This is a genomic window from Staphylococcus marylandisciuri (genome assembly GCF_025519785.1).
GTDB lineage: Bacteria > Bacillota > Bacilli > Staphylococcales > Staphylococcaceae > Staphylococcus > Staphylococcus marylandisciuri.
The window spans coordinates 89,070-106,381 of the sequence record NZ_JAOPKZ010000002.1 but is presented as its reverse complement, the minus strand read 5'-3'; the positions used below and the strand labels follow the sequence as shown (position 1 = coordinate 106,381).

Sequence of the window (17,312 nt, the reverse complement as noted above, 5' to 3'; positions counted from 1 at the left end):
TAAATTACTGCTATGAGTAACTATAATTTCATATGTCGTAATCGTAAAGCATTAGTGACCACACTAACCGAACTTAAAGCCATAGCTAGTCCAGCTACCCATGGCGCAAGTATACCGCATGCCGCAATAGGGATGCCGGCGACGTTATATCCTAGAGCCCAGAATAAATTTTGGCGAATATTACGGATAGTATAACGACTCGATTGTATCGCTTTTGGAAGTAACATAAGATCGCTACCTAAGATGGTAATATCAGCTGATTCTATGGCTATATCAGAGCCTGTTCCCACCGCTATGCCGATATCTGCTTGCACGAGAGCGGGTGCATCGTTGATACCATCTCCAACCATACCTACTTTAGCTCCGGTGTGTTGTAATTGAATGATTTCATGTGCTTTATCTTCTGGTTTGACTTCTGCTATCACTTCGTCAATACCTACTTGCTGCGCGATAGAGCGAGCTATGTTGTAATTATCTCCAGTAAGCATAACAACGGAAATGCCTAATGATTTGAGTTGGCTTATTGCAGTTCGAGCTGATGATTTAACTTGATCTGATACTGTAATATAATCAGTGTATTCTCGATTAATTGCGCTAAAGATGACAGTTTGTGCTTGTGTTCCTACAGAAGATGTTTCTTTCACAACTTCTTGAGGGATGTGTACTTCATTTTCTTCTAAAAATGCTGCATTGCCTACTATAATATCTTGCTCGTGAATTGAACCGATAATCCCTTGCCCAGGGATGGTTTGAAAATGATCTGCATGTTCTAAGTGAAGTTCGAATTGTTTAGCGTATTTAACGATGGCTTTACCGAGTGGGTGTTCAGAGTGGTTCTCAAGGCTAGCTATTAGTTTAAGAGTTTGCTTATCCCCCTCCATATGCGTCACTTGAGGTTCACCATGCGTAATTGTACCCGTCTTATCTAAGACGAGCGTATCTATATTATGAGCTTGTTCGACAAATTCGCCACCTTTAAATAGAATGCCCGTTTCAGCAGCTTTTCCTGTACCTACCATTATTGAAGTCGGCGTAGCTAACCCTAGAGCACATGGGCAGGCGATGACAAGAACGGATACACTTGCTACCAGCGCAGGTTCAAAGTGACCGACTTGGACGAGTGTAATCCAAATTAAAAATGTGAGAATCGCTACGATCACCACAATTGGGACAAAGTACCCGGAAATGGTATCAGCTAATCTTTGAATCGGTGCTTTAGAGCCTTGAGCAGCCTCTACAGTCTTCACTATAGAGGCTAACGCTGTGTCGTTTCCGACGTGAGTAGCTTCAATCACAACGGTGCCATATTGATTAAGTGTACCGCCGATAACTTCAGCTCCATTCACTTTATGAATAGGCATAGATTCACCTGTTAACATAGATTCGTTTACAGTAGTTTCGCCCTCAATCACTCTACCATCAATCGGGATGGTTTCTCCTGGCTTAATTTTAATATATTGACCGACCCTTACTTTGTTAATATCAACGAGTTTTTCTTCGCTTTCAGTTATGACGCGTGCTTTTTTAGCTTGTAAATTGAGTAATTTGCTTAACGCTTGCGTAGTGCGTGATTTAGCACGAGCTTCTAAATATTTTCCAAACAATATAAGGGTAGTAAGCACTGCGCTAGTTTCAAAGTAAAGGTGGGGTTCGAAATGGGTTTCTCTTGCCCACAAGATCATTTGATAAACGCTGTACAGATACGCTGCACTAGTCCCCAAAGAGACAAGAACAGCCATATTAGCTGAACCACTTCTCAGGCTTTTATAAGCGTCTACGTAGAATTGCCACCCTATACCAAACTGTACTAAGCTAGCTAGCGTGAATTGAAAATAGGGATTCATTAGTAAACTTGGTAGGTTTATATTTAATAAGTGTGTGAACATTGTCAGCACTAAAGGGAGCGATAAGATTGATGAGATGATAAGCTTAAGAAGTTTATGATTAAGCTCACGTCGCTTATGATCATGCTGCGAGGTATCCTCTCTGATCTCTTCGGCGTCATAACCGAGTTTCTGAATACTGTGAATTAAATCTGAAACGTCCAGGTTATCTGGCAGATAAGTGATAGTACCTTGTTCAGTGGTTAGATTAATCGCCGCGTTAATTACTCCAGGTAGTTTAGATAGAACCTTTTCAATACGATTTGAACAAGCAGCACAAGTCATTCCGATAATATGAAGTTCAACTTTGTTCAGTTTAACATTATAACCCGTCTTCTTTATGGTAGTGATGAAATCTTGCGCACCGTATGCTTTCTTAGGATAGATAACTGTAGCTTGTTCAGTAGAAAGATTGACACTTGCTTTTACTTCAGTTAACGAATTAAGCTCCTTCTCGATTCTATGAGCACAAGCCGCACAACTCATACCATTGATTCCTAAAGTGATCTGGTTGTTACCTTCACTCATGTGCTCACCACCTTCTCCTCTTAGTTTTACAATACACATTCAATATACCCCCTATAGGTATTAAGTTCAACTGTTGTGTTTAAGTGTAAAATGGAAGCGTCGATGACAAAGGGTGGAAATTTTAAACTCGTAGTTTGAACTGTAAGGTTTTTTACGGTGTATTTTGATATGAAAGAATTAAAGTATTTTACAATCTATTTCAGTAGCATAAATGTTTAAATTGCTTGTAAAGTGGTACAATTCAATATCACAAACTAAAGATGATGGAGGTCTTGAGAATGAATTTGAAAGAATTTCATGACAAGATTAAAGGTTATACTCAAGATAGACAACCAGGTATTGAAAAAGATATGGACCCGCAACCTATTGCGGAATTTGATGAGTATCGCGCAGGTGGTAAATTAGAAGGTAAAGTCGCGTTAATAACAGGTGGCGATTCAGGAATTGGTCGTGCTGTAGCGATACTTTACGCTAAAGAAGGTGCTAATGTCGCTATAGGCTATTACGATGAACACGAAGATGCTGAGGATACTGTTAAACGTTTGGAAGAAATTGGTGTTAAAGCTAAAGCATTTGCGCATGACTTGAGGGATGTAGAACAATCTAAAGAGTTAGTAGACAAAGTCATCGGCGAATTTGGCAAATTAAACATCTTAGTTAATAACGGTGGGGTACAGTTCCCTAAAGATGAATTCAGTGAAGTGACACCGGAACAAGTGAAGAAAACATTTGAAACTAATATCTTCGGCATGATGTTCTTATCTCAAGCAGCAGTTCCACACATGTCAGAAGGTGACGCTATCGTCAACACTACTAGTGTGACGGCTTATCGTGGATCAGGACACTTAATCGATTATTCCGCGACTAAAGGTGCTATCGTTTCATTCACACGTTCACTTTCTACTGTACTTTCTGAAAAAGGTATTCGCGTGAATGCAGTTGCACCAGGCCCAATTTATACTCCTTTAATTCCATCTACTTTCGATGAAGAAAAGGTCGAAGGGCAAGGAGGAGAAACGCCTATGGGTCGACGTGGACAACCAGCTGAGTTAGCGCCATCGTACGTATTCCTTGCTTCAAATGCAGACAGTTCTTATATTACAGGTCACGTTATTCACGTTAACGGTGGAGATTATATCACTTCTTAATCAGTGATGGGGTAAATAGTGTTATTACAATTTATTAGCAACAATAATTGTTAGATGTAGAAAAGGTTAGAGCACTGGTTAATTAATCATTTAAATAGAGAGGGAGCGGGGCAGAAATCTTTTTAGTCAAATTAGATTTCTGCCCCGCTCCCATTTAATGTGAAGAGTGAGAAGGTAGTTAGAAGGAGGTAACCTCTCCACATTTAGGAAGGTCTATCGTTGGATTTATATTAAAACTAAAAGAAGTCAGATAAGTGTAGGTCCTCAAAGTTAAAGTGTTTTAAGTTATCGAAGTTGACATTCTCAATAGATTGCAGTACATCTCCTTGATTCGCTCGGTTAACATAATGTTCTATAGTATTTTCTAAATCATAGTCATGGAACGTTTTCACAATACCAAGCAGTATGAGAATAGCTATTATACTTTTAAAGATACGTTTCATTTATCTGACTCCTTTAATAGTTTGTAATGCTATTATACTTTCATTGTCACGTTATGACATTAGTCCATAGTAGCGTTTTACTATAGTACTTTAGTATTAGTTATATAAAGATAGGGTTAATCACTATGTGTAGAGATGATAAAGGTTTAATAGTTAACTATTGTAGATTCTAATATAGAGTGGCTTCATTTTTGTAGATATATTTCTAATAGTTGAGGTTGCAAATATTTGCGAATGATGTATGATTTTATTTTATAATAGTATCGCGCTTATTTTGAGGGATAAGAACGAACAAAGAAGATCTATTTAATACTACAAAGATATTTGAAACAGAAAGGATTGAGGGAACGATATGACTGAAAAAGATAAGATGTTAGAAGGAGAATGGTATAACGCAAACGATAAGGAACAACTTGAGAAAGAGCGCTTGAAAGCAAAAGAGCTTTGTTTTGACTTAAATCACACTCGTCCTAGCGATAGTAAAAAGATCGAAGATATTATAACGCAATTGTTTACTTATCATCCGACAAATCTTGAATTGTTGCCGCCATTCTACGTTGATTATGGAAGTAATATTTTCTTAGGTAAGAATGTATTCATTAACCACGGCAGCTACTTTATGGATGCTAATCGTATAATCGTTGGTGATAACGTCTTTATCGGCCCCAATGTAGGCTTATATACGGCGAAACATCCTTTAACTCATGTACAACGCAATCGTGGTCTGGAACAAGCTTTACCAATTAAGATCGGTAGTAACGTGTGGATTGGAGCAAATGTATCTGTGCTTCCAGGAGTAACGATTGAATCAGGAGCAGTGATAAGCGCAGGTAGTGTAGTTACGCGTGACGTTCCTAAAAATGCAATTGTTGCTGGAATACCAGCCAAAATTATTAAGTCGATTCATGAGAACGACGATACAATATTTTAATTTGTTAATTTAGCTCAGGCAGCAAATCTAAAGATGCTGAGATAAAAATGACGGGGTAACAAGGTGCTTATAGACGAGTACCTGATTATTTCCGTCATTCTTTTTTTAATTCTCTATTAGACGTAACATACAATCTCATGATTGCCTTAGTTCTTTTATCATGGTAACAGCATAACTTAATCACTAATCTCCCATTTGGCTTTCTAACACATCTGTCACAAACATGTGTCCCGGCGCATGAGTGATCACGAGTTCAGGTTTAGCAGCTAATGCGACAGATTGTGGTGTGACGCCACAGCCCCAAAATACTGGCACTTCATTTTCTTTGATTTGGACAGCTTCACCAAAGTCTGGTCGATCCAAGTCGTTAATTCCGATAGCAGCTGGGTCACCTATATGAATGGGTGTCCCATGCACTTGCTTGTAACGAGCGGTGATTTCAGTGGCTTTAATTGCTTCTTGCATTAACATAGGGCGCATACTTACAGTTAAAGGCCCGTGGAAGATACCGCTTGGTCGTGTTTGAATATTAGTTACGTACATAGGCACATTATGTTGTTCTTCAATATGTCGCACAGGTAGCCCCGCTTCTAAAAGCGCGTGTTCAAAGGTGAAACTGCAACCAATGAGGAAGCTGACCATCTCATCTGTAAATAAATCTCTAACGTTATTAGGTGTTGCAACCAATTCGCCATGACGGTAGACGCGATATTGACTGACGTCTGTGCGTATATCTGCATGCTTGCCGTAGATTGGAAAGGAAGCATTTCCCGTTTCTGCAACATCTAGTAAAGGACACGTCTTTGGATTTCTAAAGCAAAATTTTAAGAAATCAAAGGCATACTTTTCTGGCAAGATGACCACATTAGCTTGCACATAGCCTTTTGCCATGCCGCTCGTATGACCAAATAATTTCTCATTTCTAATTAACTCCCGTATTTTATCTGGTTTAGCTGAACTTAGACTCATGTAATCCCCTCTTTTCTAACTGTAAAATGTGTGAATTATCTAATAATTAAACGTTTAATTATCTCTTCTCTATTATAACTGATGTCGTATACTAAGACGATAAACTTTTCTTGTTTCAATATAAGTTCGAATAGAAAGAGGGAGGATAGATTAGAGTAAATTGAGGAGGTTAGAGATTAGACGTTCATCTCCAAGTCTGAGTTTAAATAAAAAATAAATTATGGGCGTGGTTGTTGTTTGAAAATTATATGACTCCTACCTCTTAGTCGCAAGAGGTTGAGACGTAAAGTTTCTGTGCTCTGGAAACCGATTAACGGCGTTCTATGAGCAGGATTGTCGATAGAAACGCTCCCTCTTTCAGCATCTTGGCAGTAGATGACTGATTTGAAAATGCGCTTGTATCAAGCTTTTTTCAATTCTAGTCATCCTTGCCGGGGCGGGACTACGAAATCTTTTATTCAAATTAGATTTCTGTCCCGCTCCCTTTCTATCTCGTCAAAGACCATTATGTCCCAGCCTCATGTCCCGGTTCCGTTCAAATCCTAAACGCATTGTTCCGATCTCTTCAGTATAGATAATAAGAAGTTCAATTTACTAAACTAATTATTAAAATATCACATAAATTACTAAGTGAAAGTTACAATGCATTTTACCTCAAATGAATATAGAATTGTTTTCGATATCCTTGTGTTATACAATAGAAATAAATAGTATTTGCAAGTAAATAATTTGGAAAGTAGGAGGAACTCGGATGCGTAGAGTCGGCGAAAAGATCCTAGTATGGCTTGGACTGCTCTTACAATTTGCTCTGATCTTCATTCTAGGAGTCATAGCACCATTTCTAAATGATAAGAGTTTCAAAAAAGATATAGTAAAAGATGTGAAACGAGAAGTGAGCTCAGACCAACTATCCAATAGTCAAATTCATAATATAGTAAGCTCATTAAACCAGTGGATCATCTACCTAATCGGTATAGCTATCGTGGTTGCTATCATAGCCTTACTTGCAGCATTGTTTATAAATAAATTCCCTAAAACCACAGGCGGTATCTTTATTATATTAGCTATTGTAGTTGTCATCAGTTTCAATTGGATTGCGACTATTTGCTGGCTGATTGCAGGAATCATGTTGATTGTCAGAAACAGAAAGAAAGCAAATAAAAAAGCGCGTACACGAAGATAGTATGAAAGGGTTGAGTGCCTCACTTGCCTATAATGGTAGGTGTTAGAGGCGCTTAACCTTTATTTTTTTAGTTGATGTTTAACTAGGAGATAGTATATCGCATTCGACCAGATAGAAACGAATACGGTATCTTAAGGTTTAAAATTCTGTTTACTACATCGTATAAAAAGTATGAATGACAAAAATAAGGCCTAGTCTGTCTATCTTGACCTATTGTACTTCTAGTATTTAGTAGAGTTTAAATTTGCAAATAGGAAATGTAAATTTTGAAAATTTTTAAAAGAACAATTGTAAGCGATTGCAATTATTAGAAAATACAGATAAAATGGAAAGTGAGAGTGGAGATTTCCATTAGAATTTTCTATTCACAAACACTGGGGGTATTACGATGGTAAGAAGTTATAGAAGCGAAGCAGGTATTGATTTTTCACAACAAGAAAACGTCGAATCATTTAAAAATACACTAAGTCGAGTAAAGGAATACTTCAGTCAAAAAGTTCCTTTATGGATTAACGGTAAAGAGAAGTTCACTAAAGATACTTTCACTTCAATTAATCCAGCGAATACATCAGAAGTTATAGCAGAAATTTCAAAAGCGACAACTAAAGAAGTCGATGAGGCATTTGAAGCAGCTAACGAAGCGTATAAATCTTGGAAACGGTGGTCTCATAAAGATCGTGCTGAGTTTATGTTACGTGTAGCTGCATTGATTCGTCGTCGTAAAGAAGAGATCGCAGCGGTCATGGTTTATGAAGCAGGTAAGCCTTGGGATGAAGCAGTAGGCGATGTATGTGAAGGTATTGACTTCATTGAATACTACTCACGTTCAATGATGGAACTTGCTGATGGTAAACCAGTATTAGATAGAGAAGGCGAACACAATCGCTATTTCTATAAACCAATCGGGCCAGGGGTAACAATTCCACCTTGGAACTTCCCATTTGCCATTATGACAGGAACTACGTTGGCACCAGTTATAGCTGGTAACACGGTTCTATTGAAACCAGCAGAAGATACAGTGCTTACAGCGTATAAGCTTGTCGAAGTGTTGCAAGAGGCTGGATTGCCTCAAGGCGTAGTGAACTTTGTCCCAGGTGATCCGAAAGAGATAGGTGACTACTTAGTAGATAGCGTGCATACGCACTTTGTCACTTTTACAGGCTCTAGAGCAACAGGCACACGTATTTTTGAACGCGCCGCGAAAGTTCAAGAAGGTCAACAATTTTTAAAACGTGTAACGGTAGAGATGGGTGGTAAAGACGCTATCGTGGTGGATGACACTGCTGATACGGACTTAGCAGCTGAATCAATCGTTTCTTCAGCATTTGGCTTCTCAGGTCAAAAATGTTCCGCTTGTTCACGCGCTATCGTTCATAAGGATGTACACGATGAAGTGTTAGAGAAAGCAGTTAGATTAACGAAGGATATTACATTTGGAAATACTGAAAATAACACTGATATGGGGCCAGTAATTAATCAAAAACAATTCGATAAGATTAAAGATTATATTGAAATTGGTAAAAAAGAAGGCAAACTTGAATACGGTGGCGAAACAGAAGATGAAACAGGTTACTTCGTTCATCCGACTATCTTCTCTGGATTGAAGTCAAAAGACCAAATTATGCAAGAAGAAATATTTGGTCCTGTCGTAGGCTTTATCAAAGTGAATAGTTGGGAAGAGGCCCTAGAGGTAGCTAATGATACTGATTATGGTTTAACAGGATCAGTTATCACGAACACTCGCGAACACTGGTTAGAAGCGGTAGAAGAATACGATGTTGGTAACTTATACTTGAACCGTGGCTGTACAGCAGCGGTTATGGGTTACCACCCATTTGGCGGTTTCAAAATGTCAGGTACTGATGCGAAAACTGGAGGTCCAGATTACCTCATTAACTTCTTAGAGCAAAAAGTCGCTTCAGAAATGTTATAAATGGGCGTATAGGTTATAATAGAGTCAACGTTGTGAGTATAAGGGAGCGGACAGAAATCTAATTTGAATAAAAAGATTTCTGTCCCGCCCCGGCAAGGATGACTAGAATTGAAAAAAGCTTGATATAAGCGCGTTTTCAAATTAGTCATCTATTGCCGAGATGTTGAAGAGGCTGGGATTTATATCCCAGCCTCTGTTTTGGGAGCGGGACAGAAATCTAATTTGAACAAAAAGATTTCGTAGTCCCGCCCCGGCAAGGATGACTAGAATTGAAAAAAGCTTGATACAAGCGCATTTTCAAATCAGTCATCTACTGCCAAGATGCTGAAAAAGGCTGAGACATTACATTATGTCCCAGCCTCTGTTTTGTATGACAGTTTTAAACAATAAAATTAGTCAGTTTATAAAATTTTTTAGATGAGTGCCAAGTTGTAATGTATGAAACCAATGTAAAGTATCGGAACTAGCATACTTTCCGTAACGATCTTATAGTGCTGCTAGGACATGTTTTTATATGATAGTGCACTTAAGTGATTGGAGAATTAAAGCTACTGTGCCTGCTTAGTTATTTCTATTCTACTACTGAGGGACTTGTTTTGTTGAAAAAGTGAAATTTTACTTTGGCTTGTAGTGTGGTGTAAGATAAAGAAAATCAATAGAACAGAATGAGGTAAGAAATGCTATATAAGACATATTATCAAGCTCCGATAGGGCAGTTAGGTTTAATTTCTGATGGTAAAGCGATCACTGGTTTGTATTTACCTAACCAACAAGACTTTGATCAACATTTTAGTAGCGCACTAGTGGAGAAAGATCTAGTCTTGTTTAATAAAGCGAAGTCTTGGCTTGACGGCTACTTTAAAGGAAAGAATGAGGAGATTGACTTTCCTCTCAAACCAGAGGGAACACCGTTTCAAAAAGAGGTGTGGGAACAACTGCGCTCGATTCCTTATGGTCAAACTGCGACCTATAGTACTATTGCTCAAACTATTGCAAGAAAGAGAGGCATTAAAAAGATGGCAGCACAAGCTGTAGGTAGTGCTGTGGGTAAGAATCCTATATCTATTTTAATACCTTGTCATCGCGTTGTAGGTAAGAATGGAAGTCTTATCGGTTATAGTGGCGGGTTAGATACTAAAGTGGTTCTGCTCGATTTAGAGCGAGTCGATACATCTCAATTCGTTCTACCATAAAGAAGAGGTGAGGCCCCAACACAGAGAAACTGGGAACACAGTTTCGACAAGCACAGCAAGTTGGGGTGGGGCCCCAACACAGAGAAACTGAGAACATAGCTTCGACAAGCACAGCAGGTTGGGGCGGCCCCAACACAAAGAAACTGACCAATCAGCATGCTAGAAAAGTGGAGCCATTCAATACGAAGTAGTGTATAAATAGAGAACGGGAGGGGGACAGAAATCTTTTTATTCAAATTAGATTTCTGTCCCGCTCCCGTGTTTTAGGGATCTATCTCCCAGCTTTTTCTTAAATACCGCTTTTTTCATTAATTATTGGAATTACTTAAGTAGTTTATACAATTATATTAAAAATTCAAATTCAAAATAGCTCAATTTTCTACCTTATTCAGTGAATATAGATTTATTTTAAGGTATTATAAGAGCGGATATGATCGTTGATATTTTCAAGGTAGAATGCACCTGGGATCGTATGAGCAAGTTCTGTCTCATGATCAAATTCAAGGTTATCAAATCGCTTGAAGAATGATTCGTACTCGTTTACTGTCAGCGCTTTTCTCTCATTGAGTAAATTTTTATGTGAAGTGATATCAAGCACATCTTGGTAACCTTCGACAAGTTTACCAGTAAAGAATTCACCTACAGAGCCTGAACCATAACTGAATAAACCGATTGTTTGGCCACCTTCTAAGTTATGCGTTTCTAACAAGGAAATTAGACTTAAGTAGAGAGAGCCTGTATAGATATTACCGACGTAGCGGTTGTAGTAAGTTGCAGCTTCGTATCCTTCAGTTAGCCGCTTCTTAGTTTCATCTGAAATCTCATCTGTTAAGATAGAATCAAGCGCTTTCTTACCCATTTTAGTAAATGGAACATGGAAACATAAGTTTGCGAAATCATCGAGAGATTTGTTATAGCGCTTAGCATATTCTTTCCAACTCTCTTGGAAAGAGTGGATATAAGCATCTTTAGATAGTTTACCAGCAACGAGTGGATACATATGCCCATTCGGTCTCCAGAAGTCATAAACATCTTCTGTGAACGGCACAGCATCGTCATTCAATTCTAATATGCGTGGTTTATGGGAAATTAACATTGCGACTGCTCCAGCGCCTTGAGTTGGCTCACCGCCAGATTCGAGTCCATAACGTGCAGTGTCACTTGCGATGACTAATACTTTCTCATCTGGGCGTTGATGCAAGTAGTCTTGTGCTAGCTGGATTGCTGGTGTTGCGGCATAACAAGCTTCCTTCATCTCTATACAACGAGCAAATGGTTGAATGCCTAACAAGTTGTGAATTTGCACTGCGGAAGCTTTAGCAGAATCAATTGCAGATTCTGTAGCAACGATGACCATTGAGATAGATTGTTTATCATCCTCAGTTATTATATCTTTAGCAGCATTAGCACCCATTGATACAATATCTTGGCTCACTGGGCTTACTGCCATTTCAGTTTGTCCTATTCCATATAAAAATTTATTTGGATCTACACCGCGTGCTTCAGCTAAATCTGCCATATCTACGTAAAATTGAGGAATGTAAAAATTGATCTGATCAATACCGATTGTCATAATGTATCGACCCCTTTCTCATATCTAAAATATCATTTTTATCATATCAAAATGCAATCTACTAATACAGTAATTATATACTAAACAAAGGAGGATTTATTATGAAACAAATAGCAATTGTCAGTGCTAAACGAACACCAGTGGGAAGATTTAAAGGGAGATTACGCAATTATTCTGCAGTAGAGTTAGGTACGAAAGCTCTCAGTGCAGCTATTAAATCTGCGAACGTAGAGCCTTCAGAGATTGAACAGGTCATCATGGGGAACGTTCTTCAAGCAGGTAATGGTCAAAATACAGCACGTCAAATTTCAATTCATTCAGGGATTCCAGATACTACCCCAGCTATGACGATTAATGAAGTTTGTGGTTCAGGATTAAAGGCAATTATTTTAGGAAAGCAATTAATTCAGCTGGGTGAAGCTAAAGTAGTAGCAGTGGGTGGAGTTGAAAGCATGACGAATGCTCCTAAACTGTTATTAGGAGAAGAGGAAAAGCAAGTAGAAAGCTTTATGTATGATGGTTTAACTGATGCGTTTCACAATGTACCAATGGGTGTGACTGCAGAAAAAATAGCAGAAAAATTTGAGGTATCTCGCGAAGAACAAGATATCTTCGCTAATCATTCACAACAAAAAGCAGCTCAAGCTTCTCAAGAAGGTAAGTTTGATGATGAAATAGTTCCTTTGATAGATGCAGATGGTGAAATAATGACGACTGACGAAGGTATTCGCGGTAATAGCACCGTTGAAAAACTTTCAACTTTAAAGACTATATTTAAAGAAGATGGTACTGTAACGGGAGGAAATGCCTCTAGTATTAACGATGGTGCCTCAGCAATTATTCTGATGGACGCTGATTACGCGAAAGATAAGGGTTATGAAATATTAGGAATCGTTGGTGAATACTCAGAAGTAGGATGTGATCCTGAACTTATGGGTTACGCACCGTATCATGCGGTTAGCAACTTATTAGAGAAGACAAATAAAGATATGAATGATATAGAGGTAGTTGAAATGACAGAAGCTTTCGCAGCGCAAAGCATTCCAGTGAAAAAGCATCTGGATATACCGGATGATAAATTCAATTTGTATGGTGGTGCGATTGCGTTAGGTCATCCTATAGGCGCAAGCGGTGCACGATTAGCAACGACATTAGTGCACATTCTCAAACAAGAAGATAAACGTAATGGTATAGCCACTGCATGTATCGGTGGAGGCCAAGGTATTGCATTATATATTGAGAAAGGATAATCATTTATGAAAGCCTTAAGCAAAGAGTTTAGACATCTCTCTCGCGAAGATAAACTAGAAATGCTCAAAGATTATGGGTGGTTGACTGAAGAAGGTTATTCTCGACTTATTAACCACGCGTTAATAAATGAGGATGTAGCCAATAGTTTAATTGAAAATGTGATTACACAAGGCGCATTACCAGTAGGCTTATTACCCGAGATAATAGTCGGGGGTAAGTCCTATGTCGTTCCGATGATGGTTGAAGAGCCATCAGTAGTTGCAGCAGCTAGTTATGGCTCAAAGCTTGTGAATCAAACGGGCGGCTTTAGAGTCATATCAAGTGAACGGTTGATGATTGGACAAATAGTCTTTGATGGAGTCAAAGATACCGAACGTTTAACACACGAGATAGAATCTTATAGTGATCAAATTAAAAAAATAGCTGATGAAGCTTACCCATCTATTTTAAAGAGAGGGGGCGGTTATCGTCGTTTCGAAATCGATACTTTCCCTGAGGAACAATTACTCTCATTAAAGGTATATGTGGATACTAAGGATGCAATGGGAGCTAATATGCTCAATACTATTTTAGAAGGTATAGCTGCTTACTTAAAAACAGAAATTGCAGGTACGGATATTTTGATGAGTATATTGTCCAACCATGCGACAGCGTCAGTAGTACACGTTAGAGGAGAGATTGATGTAGCAGATCTTGATAGAGGAGAAAGAAGCGGTGAAGAAGTAGCATATAGAATGGAACGTGCTTCAGTATTGGCGCAAGTAGATCCTCATCGTGCAGCTACACACAACAAAGGAGTTATGAACGGGATACACGCCGTCGTGTTAGCTACTGGTAATGATACGCGTGGGGTGGAAGCTAGCGCACATACCTATGCGGCTAAAGATGGCAAGTATCGTGGCATAGCTACTTGGAAATATGATCGAACTAACGGTAAGTTGATAGGTGATATTAAAGTGCCTATGACACTGGCAACTGTTGGTGGAGGGACTAAAGTGTTACCTATAGCACAAGCTTCATTAGAATTACTTGCTGTTGACTCTGCGAAAGAACTTGGAGAAGTCGTAGCTGCAGTGGGTTTGGCTCAAAATTTTGCAGCATGTCGCGCACTCGTATCAGAGGGAATTCAACAAGGTCACATGAGCTTACAATATAAATCTTTAGCTATAAGTGTTGGAGCTGAAGGAGAAGAAATTACTCAAGTGGCTGACAAATTAAAGGTTGAAGATAAAGTGAATACTCAGCGAGCACAAGAAATACTTCAAGAGTTACGCAAGTCATCTATTTAATATAATCCTTACAGGAAGTAACCACAATCAAATTCATATAATGTAATTGTTATTAAATGCCCCTAACATAATTTGCAATATTAAATAAATAAACTATAATGTTCTGTAAGCGTTAACATGCTGTTAGCGCAAAACAAAGGGGTGGAATTAATGACAAGTGAAAATGATGGCGAAAGTGAGAAAGTAAAGAAGGAAATAGGTGTGCCTGCTGCTTTACTCACTTTAATGATCATGATCGGAACGATGTTATTCTCAGTTGCAGTGTTAGGGAGAGAACCGCACATACCACTAATGATTGGTACAGCAGCTGCGATCATCATCACTATGTTACATGGTTATGAATTTGAAGAAGTTGAAGAGATGATGTACAAAGGGATACGTCATGCACTTCCTGCTATAGTAATCATCATGCTCGTAGGATTAGTTATCGGTTCATGGATCGGCGGCGGTATCGTTGCCACAATGATTTATTACGGTTTGCAACTTATTAATCCGACATATTTCTTAGTTGTTGTTATTCTGTTGTGTAGTATTGTAGCGCTAGCTATAGGTAGTAGTTGGTCAACAATGGCTACAGTTGGTGTGGCAGCAATGGGAATAGGAATAAGTATGGGTATGTCCCCAGGTATGGTAGCAGGAGCGGTCATTTGTGGTTCTTATTTCGGTGATAAGATGAGTCCGTTATCTGATACGACCAATCTTGCATCAGGGTTAACCAATGTGCCGCTTTCTGAGCATATTAAACATATGTTCTATACTACTGTCCCTGCTATAATAATCACATTGATTGTTTATTTCTTTATCGGATTACAATACGGTAATAAAAACTTTAATAGTGACCGAATTAATGCAATCCTGTCGACTATGGATCACAACTTTACAATTACGCCGTGGCTGTTAATCGTTCCAGCTGTCGTAATTGTGCTAGTCGTTCTGAAAGTGCCCGCTATTCCAGCGATATGTGCAGGGGTTATCTTAGGATTTTTATCACAAATAGTTATTCAAGGTGACTCTTTAACAAAGGCCCTATCCGTTCTACAAACGGGATACAAATTACACACAGGCAACGATATGGTTAATGAATTATTTAATCGTGGTGGTTTAGAAGGTATGTTCTATACTATTTCATTAACTTTAGTTGCGATGACATTTGGAGGGGTCCTAGAGTATTCTGGTATGCTTTCAGCTTTGATTAGCATTATCCTTAAGTTTGCGAAACGTTCAGGTTCACTGATAGCTTCTGTGATTGTCTCTTGTATTGGTACGAACATTACATGTTCAGAGCAATATATCTCAATCATCGTACCTTCACGCATGTTTGCTGATGTGTTTAAGCTTAAGAAGCTACACGCGAAGAACTTATCGAGAGCTTTAGAGGATGGCGGTACGTTGACATCTGTATTTGTACCGTGGAATACATGCGGCGTATTTATTGCAACAACTTTAGGTGCTTCAGTAGGTCAATACGCGCCATTTGCAATACTCAACTTTATTTGTCCGATTATCTCAATTATTTACGGTTATACAGGTTTCAAGATCATCAAAGATGAGAGTGCTAAGGTAGATGAAAGTAAGGGAATTGTAAATGAAGTACAAGAGTCATAAGCTGTGCACATATGGAGTTCGAAGCGAGATATCACTCGTCTCGAACTCCTATTTTTTGACTCGGCAAAATCGAACCATACCTCTTGAATACATCCCTGTAGATTCAAAAATGAGTGTTGGATTGTCCATTTTATTTAAATACTTGAGTAAATAATTATAACCATTTTTATTATTTTGAATAGTAAATTCCTTTTGGAGCTTGTCATGGTTATAATGAGCGATGACACTGTTTTTCTTACTTATATCAATGCCTAAATAATTGATAAGTCAAACCTCCTATATCGTTTTTGAGAAGCAAGAACTTTACTTAACTTTTTCATTTCACTTTCCTATACACGGTTTCAAGAACCCAACATACTCCAATCGAATTTCAAAAGGCTAGAGTAAAGCTGATCGGTTTTGAATACGGATTTAAAATCCAAGAGACCGTACGATCTACTTCTCTCTTTAACTATAAAAAAGGGAGCGGGACAGAAATATAATTTGAATAAAAAGATTTCGTAGTCCCGCCCCATCTTAGTTTGTTTGTATTTGCCAGCTATATTACTTATAGAACTTTATACTGAGGCATATATTGTATTTCGTAGTTTATTCAATAGAAAAAAGAAAAGATATTTTGGAAATGCTATGACTCATGGTACTTTTAAAGATGATATAATGATGAAGTCGCCTATCCCTCAGGCGTCAATTTTGACGTAGAGAGGAGGTGCTAAAATGACAGATATTCTTGTTCACATCACGACCGCAGTCATCAGTGGCTGTATTGTTGCATATTTTACTTATTGGCTTAGTAAACGCAACAAATAATCCTTAGGCGACATTAAGCCACACCAACAAAAATCCCCTTACTACCGGCATAGTAAGGGGATTGGTGCATCAAATACAGATATTCTTGTTATTTTCATTATATCACTCTATGTAAGTGAATGCAAAAAAAGTTTCTTACTACAAACGAGAGTTTAACTAAATAGAACTCATTTAAATAGCCAAGTAAGAGACTTAAACTTAAAGTGCATTTAAATGTGTGGATAGTTATTAGTAGGCCCCATTTCTTTTACTAGACGATAAACTGTTGAGCGACTAACATTTGTAGATTTTGTTTCTGGTTTAGCAAGCTGTTGATTAAGTTGAGCTTTGACTTAGGCCAGTTATAACTTTGCGTTTTAGTTATTTTTGAATTAAATTTTCTACACTGATTATGGAGTGGATGACCATAACGGTCATATCATACGAAATATTGTAATAGAAAGAAACGAGGCTGGGACATAAGGCAATGTCCCAGCCTCCTCTTGGCAGTAGATGACTGATTTGAAAATGGGCTTGTATCTAGCTTTTTTCAATTCTAGTCATCCTTGCCGGAGCGGGACAGAAATCTAATTTGAA

General features: G+C 38.3%; 14 protein-coding genes and 1 pseudogene. 10 read left to right on the top strand and 5 right to left on the bottom strand.

Going from position 1 to position 17,312, the window contains the following annotated elements:
- Positions 1-20: 20 nt before the first annotated feature.
- The gene (locus N9R04_RS01530; protein WP_444544739.1) at positions 21-2,369 is read right to left on the bottom strand and encodes a heavy metal translocating P-type ATPase; all 2,349 of its coding nucleotides are present in this window, start codon (positions 2,367-2,369) and stop codon (positions 21-23) included.
- A 320-nt stretch (positions 2,370-2,689) separates the two neighbouring features.
- Between N9R04_RS01530 and N9R04_RS01525 the strand changes: the two genes are divergently transcribed.
- A complete protein-coding gene (locus N9R04_RS01525; protein ID WP_262853998.1) occupies positions 2,690-3,559 on the top strand; it encodes an SDR family oxidoreductase in 870 nt (289 codons plus the stop codon).
- Between the two features lie 236 nt (positions 3,560-3,795).
- Here the strand turns inward: N9R04_RS01525 and cwrA are convergent, their stop codons facing one another.
- Complete coding sequence (cwrA, locus tag N9R04_RS01520; RefSeq protein ID WP_262853993.1) at positions 3,796-4,002, bottom strand: cell wall inhibition responsive protein CwrA; 207 nt, start codon at positions 4,000-4,002, stop codon at positions 3,796-3,798.
- Between the two features lie 352 nt (positions 4,003-4,354).
- Here cwrA and N9R04_RS01515 point away from each other — a divergent pair, with 352 nt between their 5' ends.
- Positions 4,355-4,933: a sugar O-acetyltransferase gene (locus tag N9R04_RS01515; protein WP_262853988.1), complete on the top strand. Its 579-nt coding sequence runs from the start codon at positions 4,355-4,357 to the stop codon at positions 4,931-4,933.
- Between the two features lie 183 nt (positions 4,934-5,116).
- On the opposite strand, the gene N9R04_RS01510 is transcribed toward N9R04_RS01515, so the two are convergent.
- On the bottom strand, positions 5,117-5,902 hold the full coding sequence (locus tag N9R04_RS01510; protein WP_262853985.1) for a putative hydro-lyase: 786 nt from the start codon (positions 5,900-5,902) through the stop codon (positions 5,117-5,119).
- Between the two features lie 751 nt (positions 5,903-6,653).
- On the opposite strand from N9R04_RS01510, the gene N9R04_RS01505 reads away from it, so the two are divergent.
- From N9R04_RS01505 to N9R04_RS01490, 4 genes are all read left to right on the top strand, one after another.
- The gene (locus N9R04_RS01505; protein ID WP_262853983.1) at positions 6,654-7,085 is read left to right on the top strand and encodes a DUF4064 domain-containing protein; all 432 of its coding nucleotides are present in this window, start codon (positions 6,654-6,656) and stop codon (positions 7,083-7,085) included.
- 388 nt (positions 7,086-7,473) lie between these two features.
- Positions 7,474-9,018 carry an L-glutamate gamma-semialdehyde dehydrogenase gene (pruA, locus tag N9R04_RS01500; protein WP_262853979.1) on the top strand — a complete coding sequence of 515 codons (1,545 nt, stop codon included), beginning with the start codon at positions 7,474-7,476 and terminating at the stop codon, positions 9,016-9,018.
- Between the two features lie 677 nt (positions 9,019-9,695).
- A complete protein-coding gene (locus tag N9R04_RS01495; RefSeq protein WP_262853974.1) occupies positions 9,696-10,211 on the top strand; it encodes a methylated-DNA--[protein]-cysteine S-methyltransferase in 516 nt (171 codons plus the stop codon).
- Between the two features lie 65 nt (positions 10,212-10,276).
- Positions 10,277-10,402: a hypothetical protein gene (locus tag N9R04_RS01490; protein ID WP_262853971.1), complete on the top strand. Its 126-nt coding sequence runs from the start codon at positions 10,277-10,279 to the stop codon at positions 10,400-10,402.
- A gap of 212 nt (positions 10,403-10,614) precedes the next feature.
- On the opposite strand, the gene N9R04_RS01485 is transcribed toward N9R04_RS01490, so the two are convergent.
- A complete protein-coding gene (locus tag N9R04_RS01485) occupies positions 10,615-11,784 on the bottom strand; it encodes a hydroxymethylglutaryl-CoA synthase (RefSeq protein ID WP_262853967.1) in 1,170 nt (389 codons plus the stop codon).
- 101 nt (positions 11,785-11,885) lie between these two features.
- On the opposite strand from N9R04_RS01485, the gene N9R04_RS01480 reads away from it, so the two are divergent.
- The 3 genes from N9R04_RS01480 to nhaC all read left to right on the top strand — a co-directional run bounded on the left by N9R04_RS01480 (position 11,886) and on the right by nhaC (position 15,929).
- Positions 11,886-13,034 (top strand): thiolase family protein, encoded by a 1,149-nt coding sequence (locus tag N9R04_RS01480; RefSeq protein WP_262853963.1) that lies wholly within the window; start codon positions 11,886-11,888, stop codon positions 13,032-13,034.
- Between the two features lie 6 nt (positions 13,035-13,040).
- Entirely contained in the window at positions 13,041-14,324 is a 1,284-nt protein-coding gene (locus N9R04_RS01475) for a hydroxymethylglutaryl-CoA reductase, degradative (RefSeq protein ID WP_262853960.1), read from the top strand.
- A gap of 150 nt (positions 14,325-14,474) precedes the next feature.
- Positions 14,475-15,929: a Na+/H+ antiporter NhaC gene (gene nhaC / locus N9R04_RS01470; protein WP_262853956.1), complete on the top strand. Its 1,455-nt coding sequence runs from the start codon at positions 14,475-14,477 to the stop codon at positions 15,927-15,929.
- Positions 15,930-15,980: 51 nt separating this feature from the next.
- On the opposite strand, the pseudogene N9R04_RS01465 reads toward nhaC, so the two are convergent.
- A pseudogene (locus tag N9R04_RS01465) lies at positions 15,981-16,193 on the bottom strand (IS110 family transposase); the annotation flags it as partial.
- 450 nt (positions 16,194-16,643) lie between these two features.
- Here N9R04_RS01465 and N9R04_RS01460 point away from each other — a divergent pair.
- Positions 16,644-16,736 (top strand): type I toxin-antitoxin system Fst family toxin, encoded by a 93-nt coding sequence (locus tag N9R04_RS01460; protein ID WP_262853951.1) that lies wholly within the window; start codon positions 16,644-16,646, stop codon positions 16,734-16,736.
- The last annotated feature ends 576 nt before the right edge of the window (positions 16,737-17,312 follow it).

Bases quoted from the DNA above. Each gene is read 5' to 3' on its own strand.
- cwrA (WP_262853993.1), bottom strand. From the start codon at position 4,002: ATGAAACGTATCTTTAAAAGTATAATAGCTATTCTCATACTGCTTGGT.
- N9R04_RS01505 (WP_262853983.1), top strand. From the start codon at position 6,654: ATGCGTAGAGTCGGCGAAAAGATCCTAGTATGGCTTGGACTGCTCTTA.
- nhaC (WP_262853956.1), top strand. From the start codon at position 14,475: ATGACAAGTGAAAATGATGGCGAAAGTGAGAAAGTAAAGAAGGAAATA.
- N9R04_RS01515 (WP_262853988.1), top strand. From the start codon at position 4,355: ATGACTGAAAAAGATAAGATGTTAGAAGGAGAATGGTATAACGCAAAC.
- pruA (WP_262853979.1), top strand. From the start codon at position 7,474: ATGGTAAGAAGTTATAGAAGCGAAGCAGGTATTGATTTTTCACAACAA.
- N9R04_RS01530 (WP_444544739.1), bottom strand. From the start codon at position 2,369: ATGAGTTGTGCGGCTTGTGCTCATAGAATCGAGAAGGAGCTTAATTCG.
- N9R04_RS01525 (WP_262853998.1), top strand. From the start codon at position 2,690: ATGAATTTGAAAGAATTTCATGACAAGATTAAAGGTTATACTCAAGAT.
- N9R04_RS01510 (WP_262853985.1), bottom strand. From the start codon at position 5,902: ATGAGTCTAAGTTCAGCTAAACCAGATAAAATACGGGAGTTAATTAGA.
- N9R04_RS01495 (WP_262853974.1), top strand. From the start codon at position 9,696: ATGCTATATAAGACATATTATCAAGCTCCGATAGGGCAGTTAGGTTTA.
- N9R04_RS01480 (WP_262853963.1), top strand. From the start codon at position 11,886: ATGAAACAAATAGCAATTGTCAGTGCTAAACGAACACCAGTGGGAAGA.
- N9R04_RS01460 (WP_262853951.1), top strand. From the start codon at position 16,644: ATGACAGATATTCTTGTTCACATCACGACCGCAGTCATCAGTGGCTGT.
- N9R04_RS01485 (WP_262853967.1), bottom strand. From the start codon at position 11,784: ATGACAATCGGTATTGATCAGATCAATTTTTACATTCCTCAATTTTAC.
- N9R04_RS01475 (WP_262853960.1), top strand. From the start codon at position 13,041: ATGAAAGCCTTAAGCAAAGAGTTTAGACATCTCTCTCGCGAAGATAAA.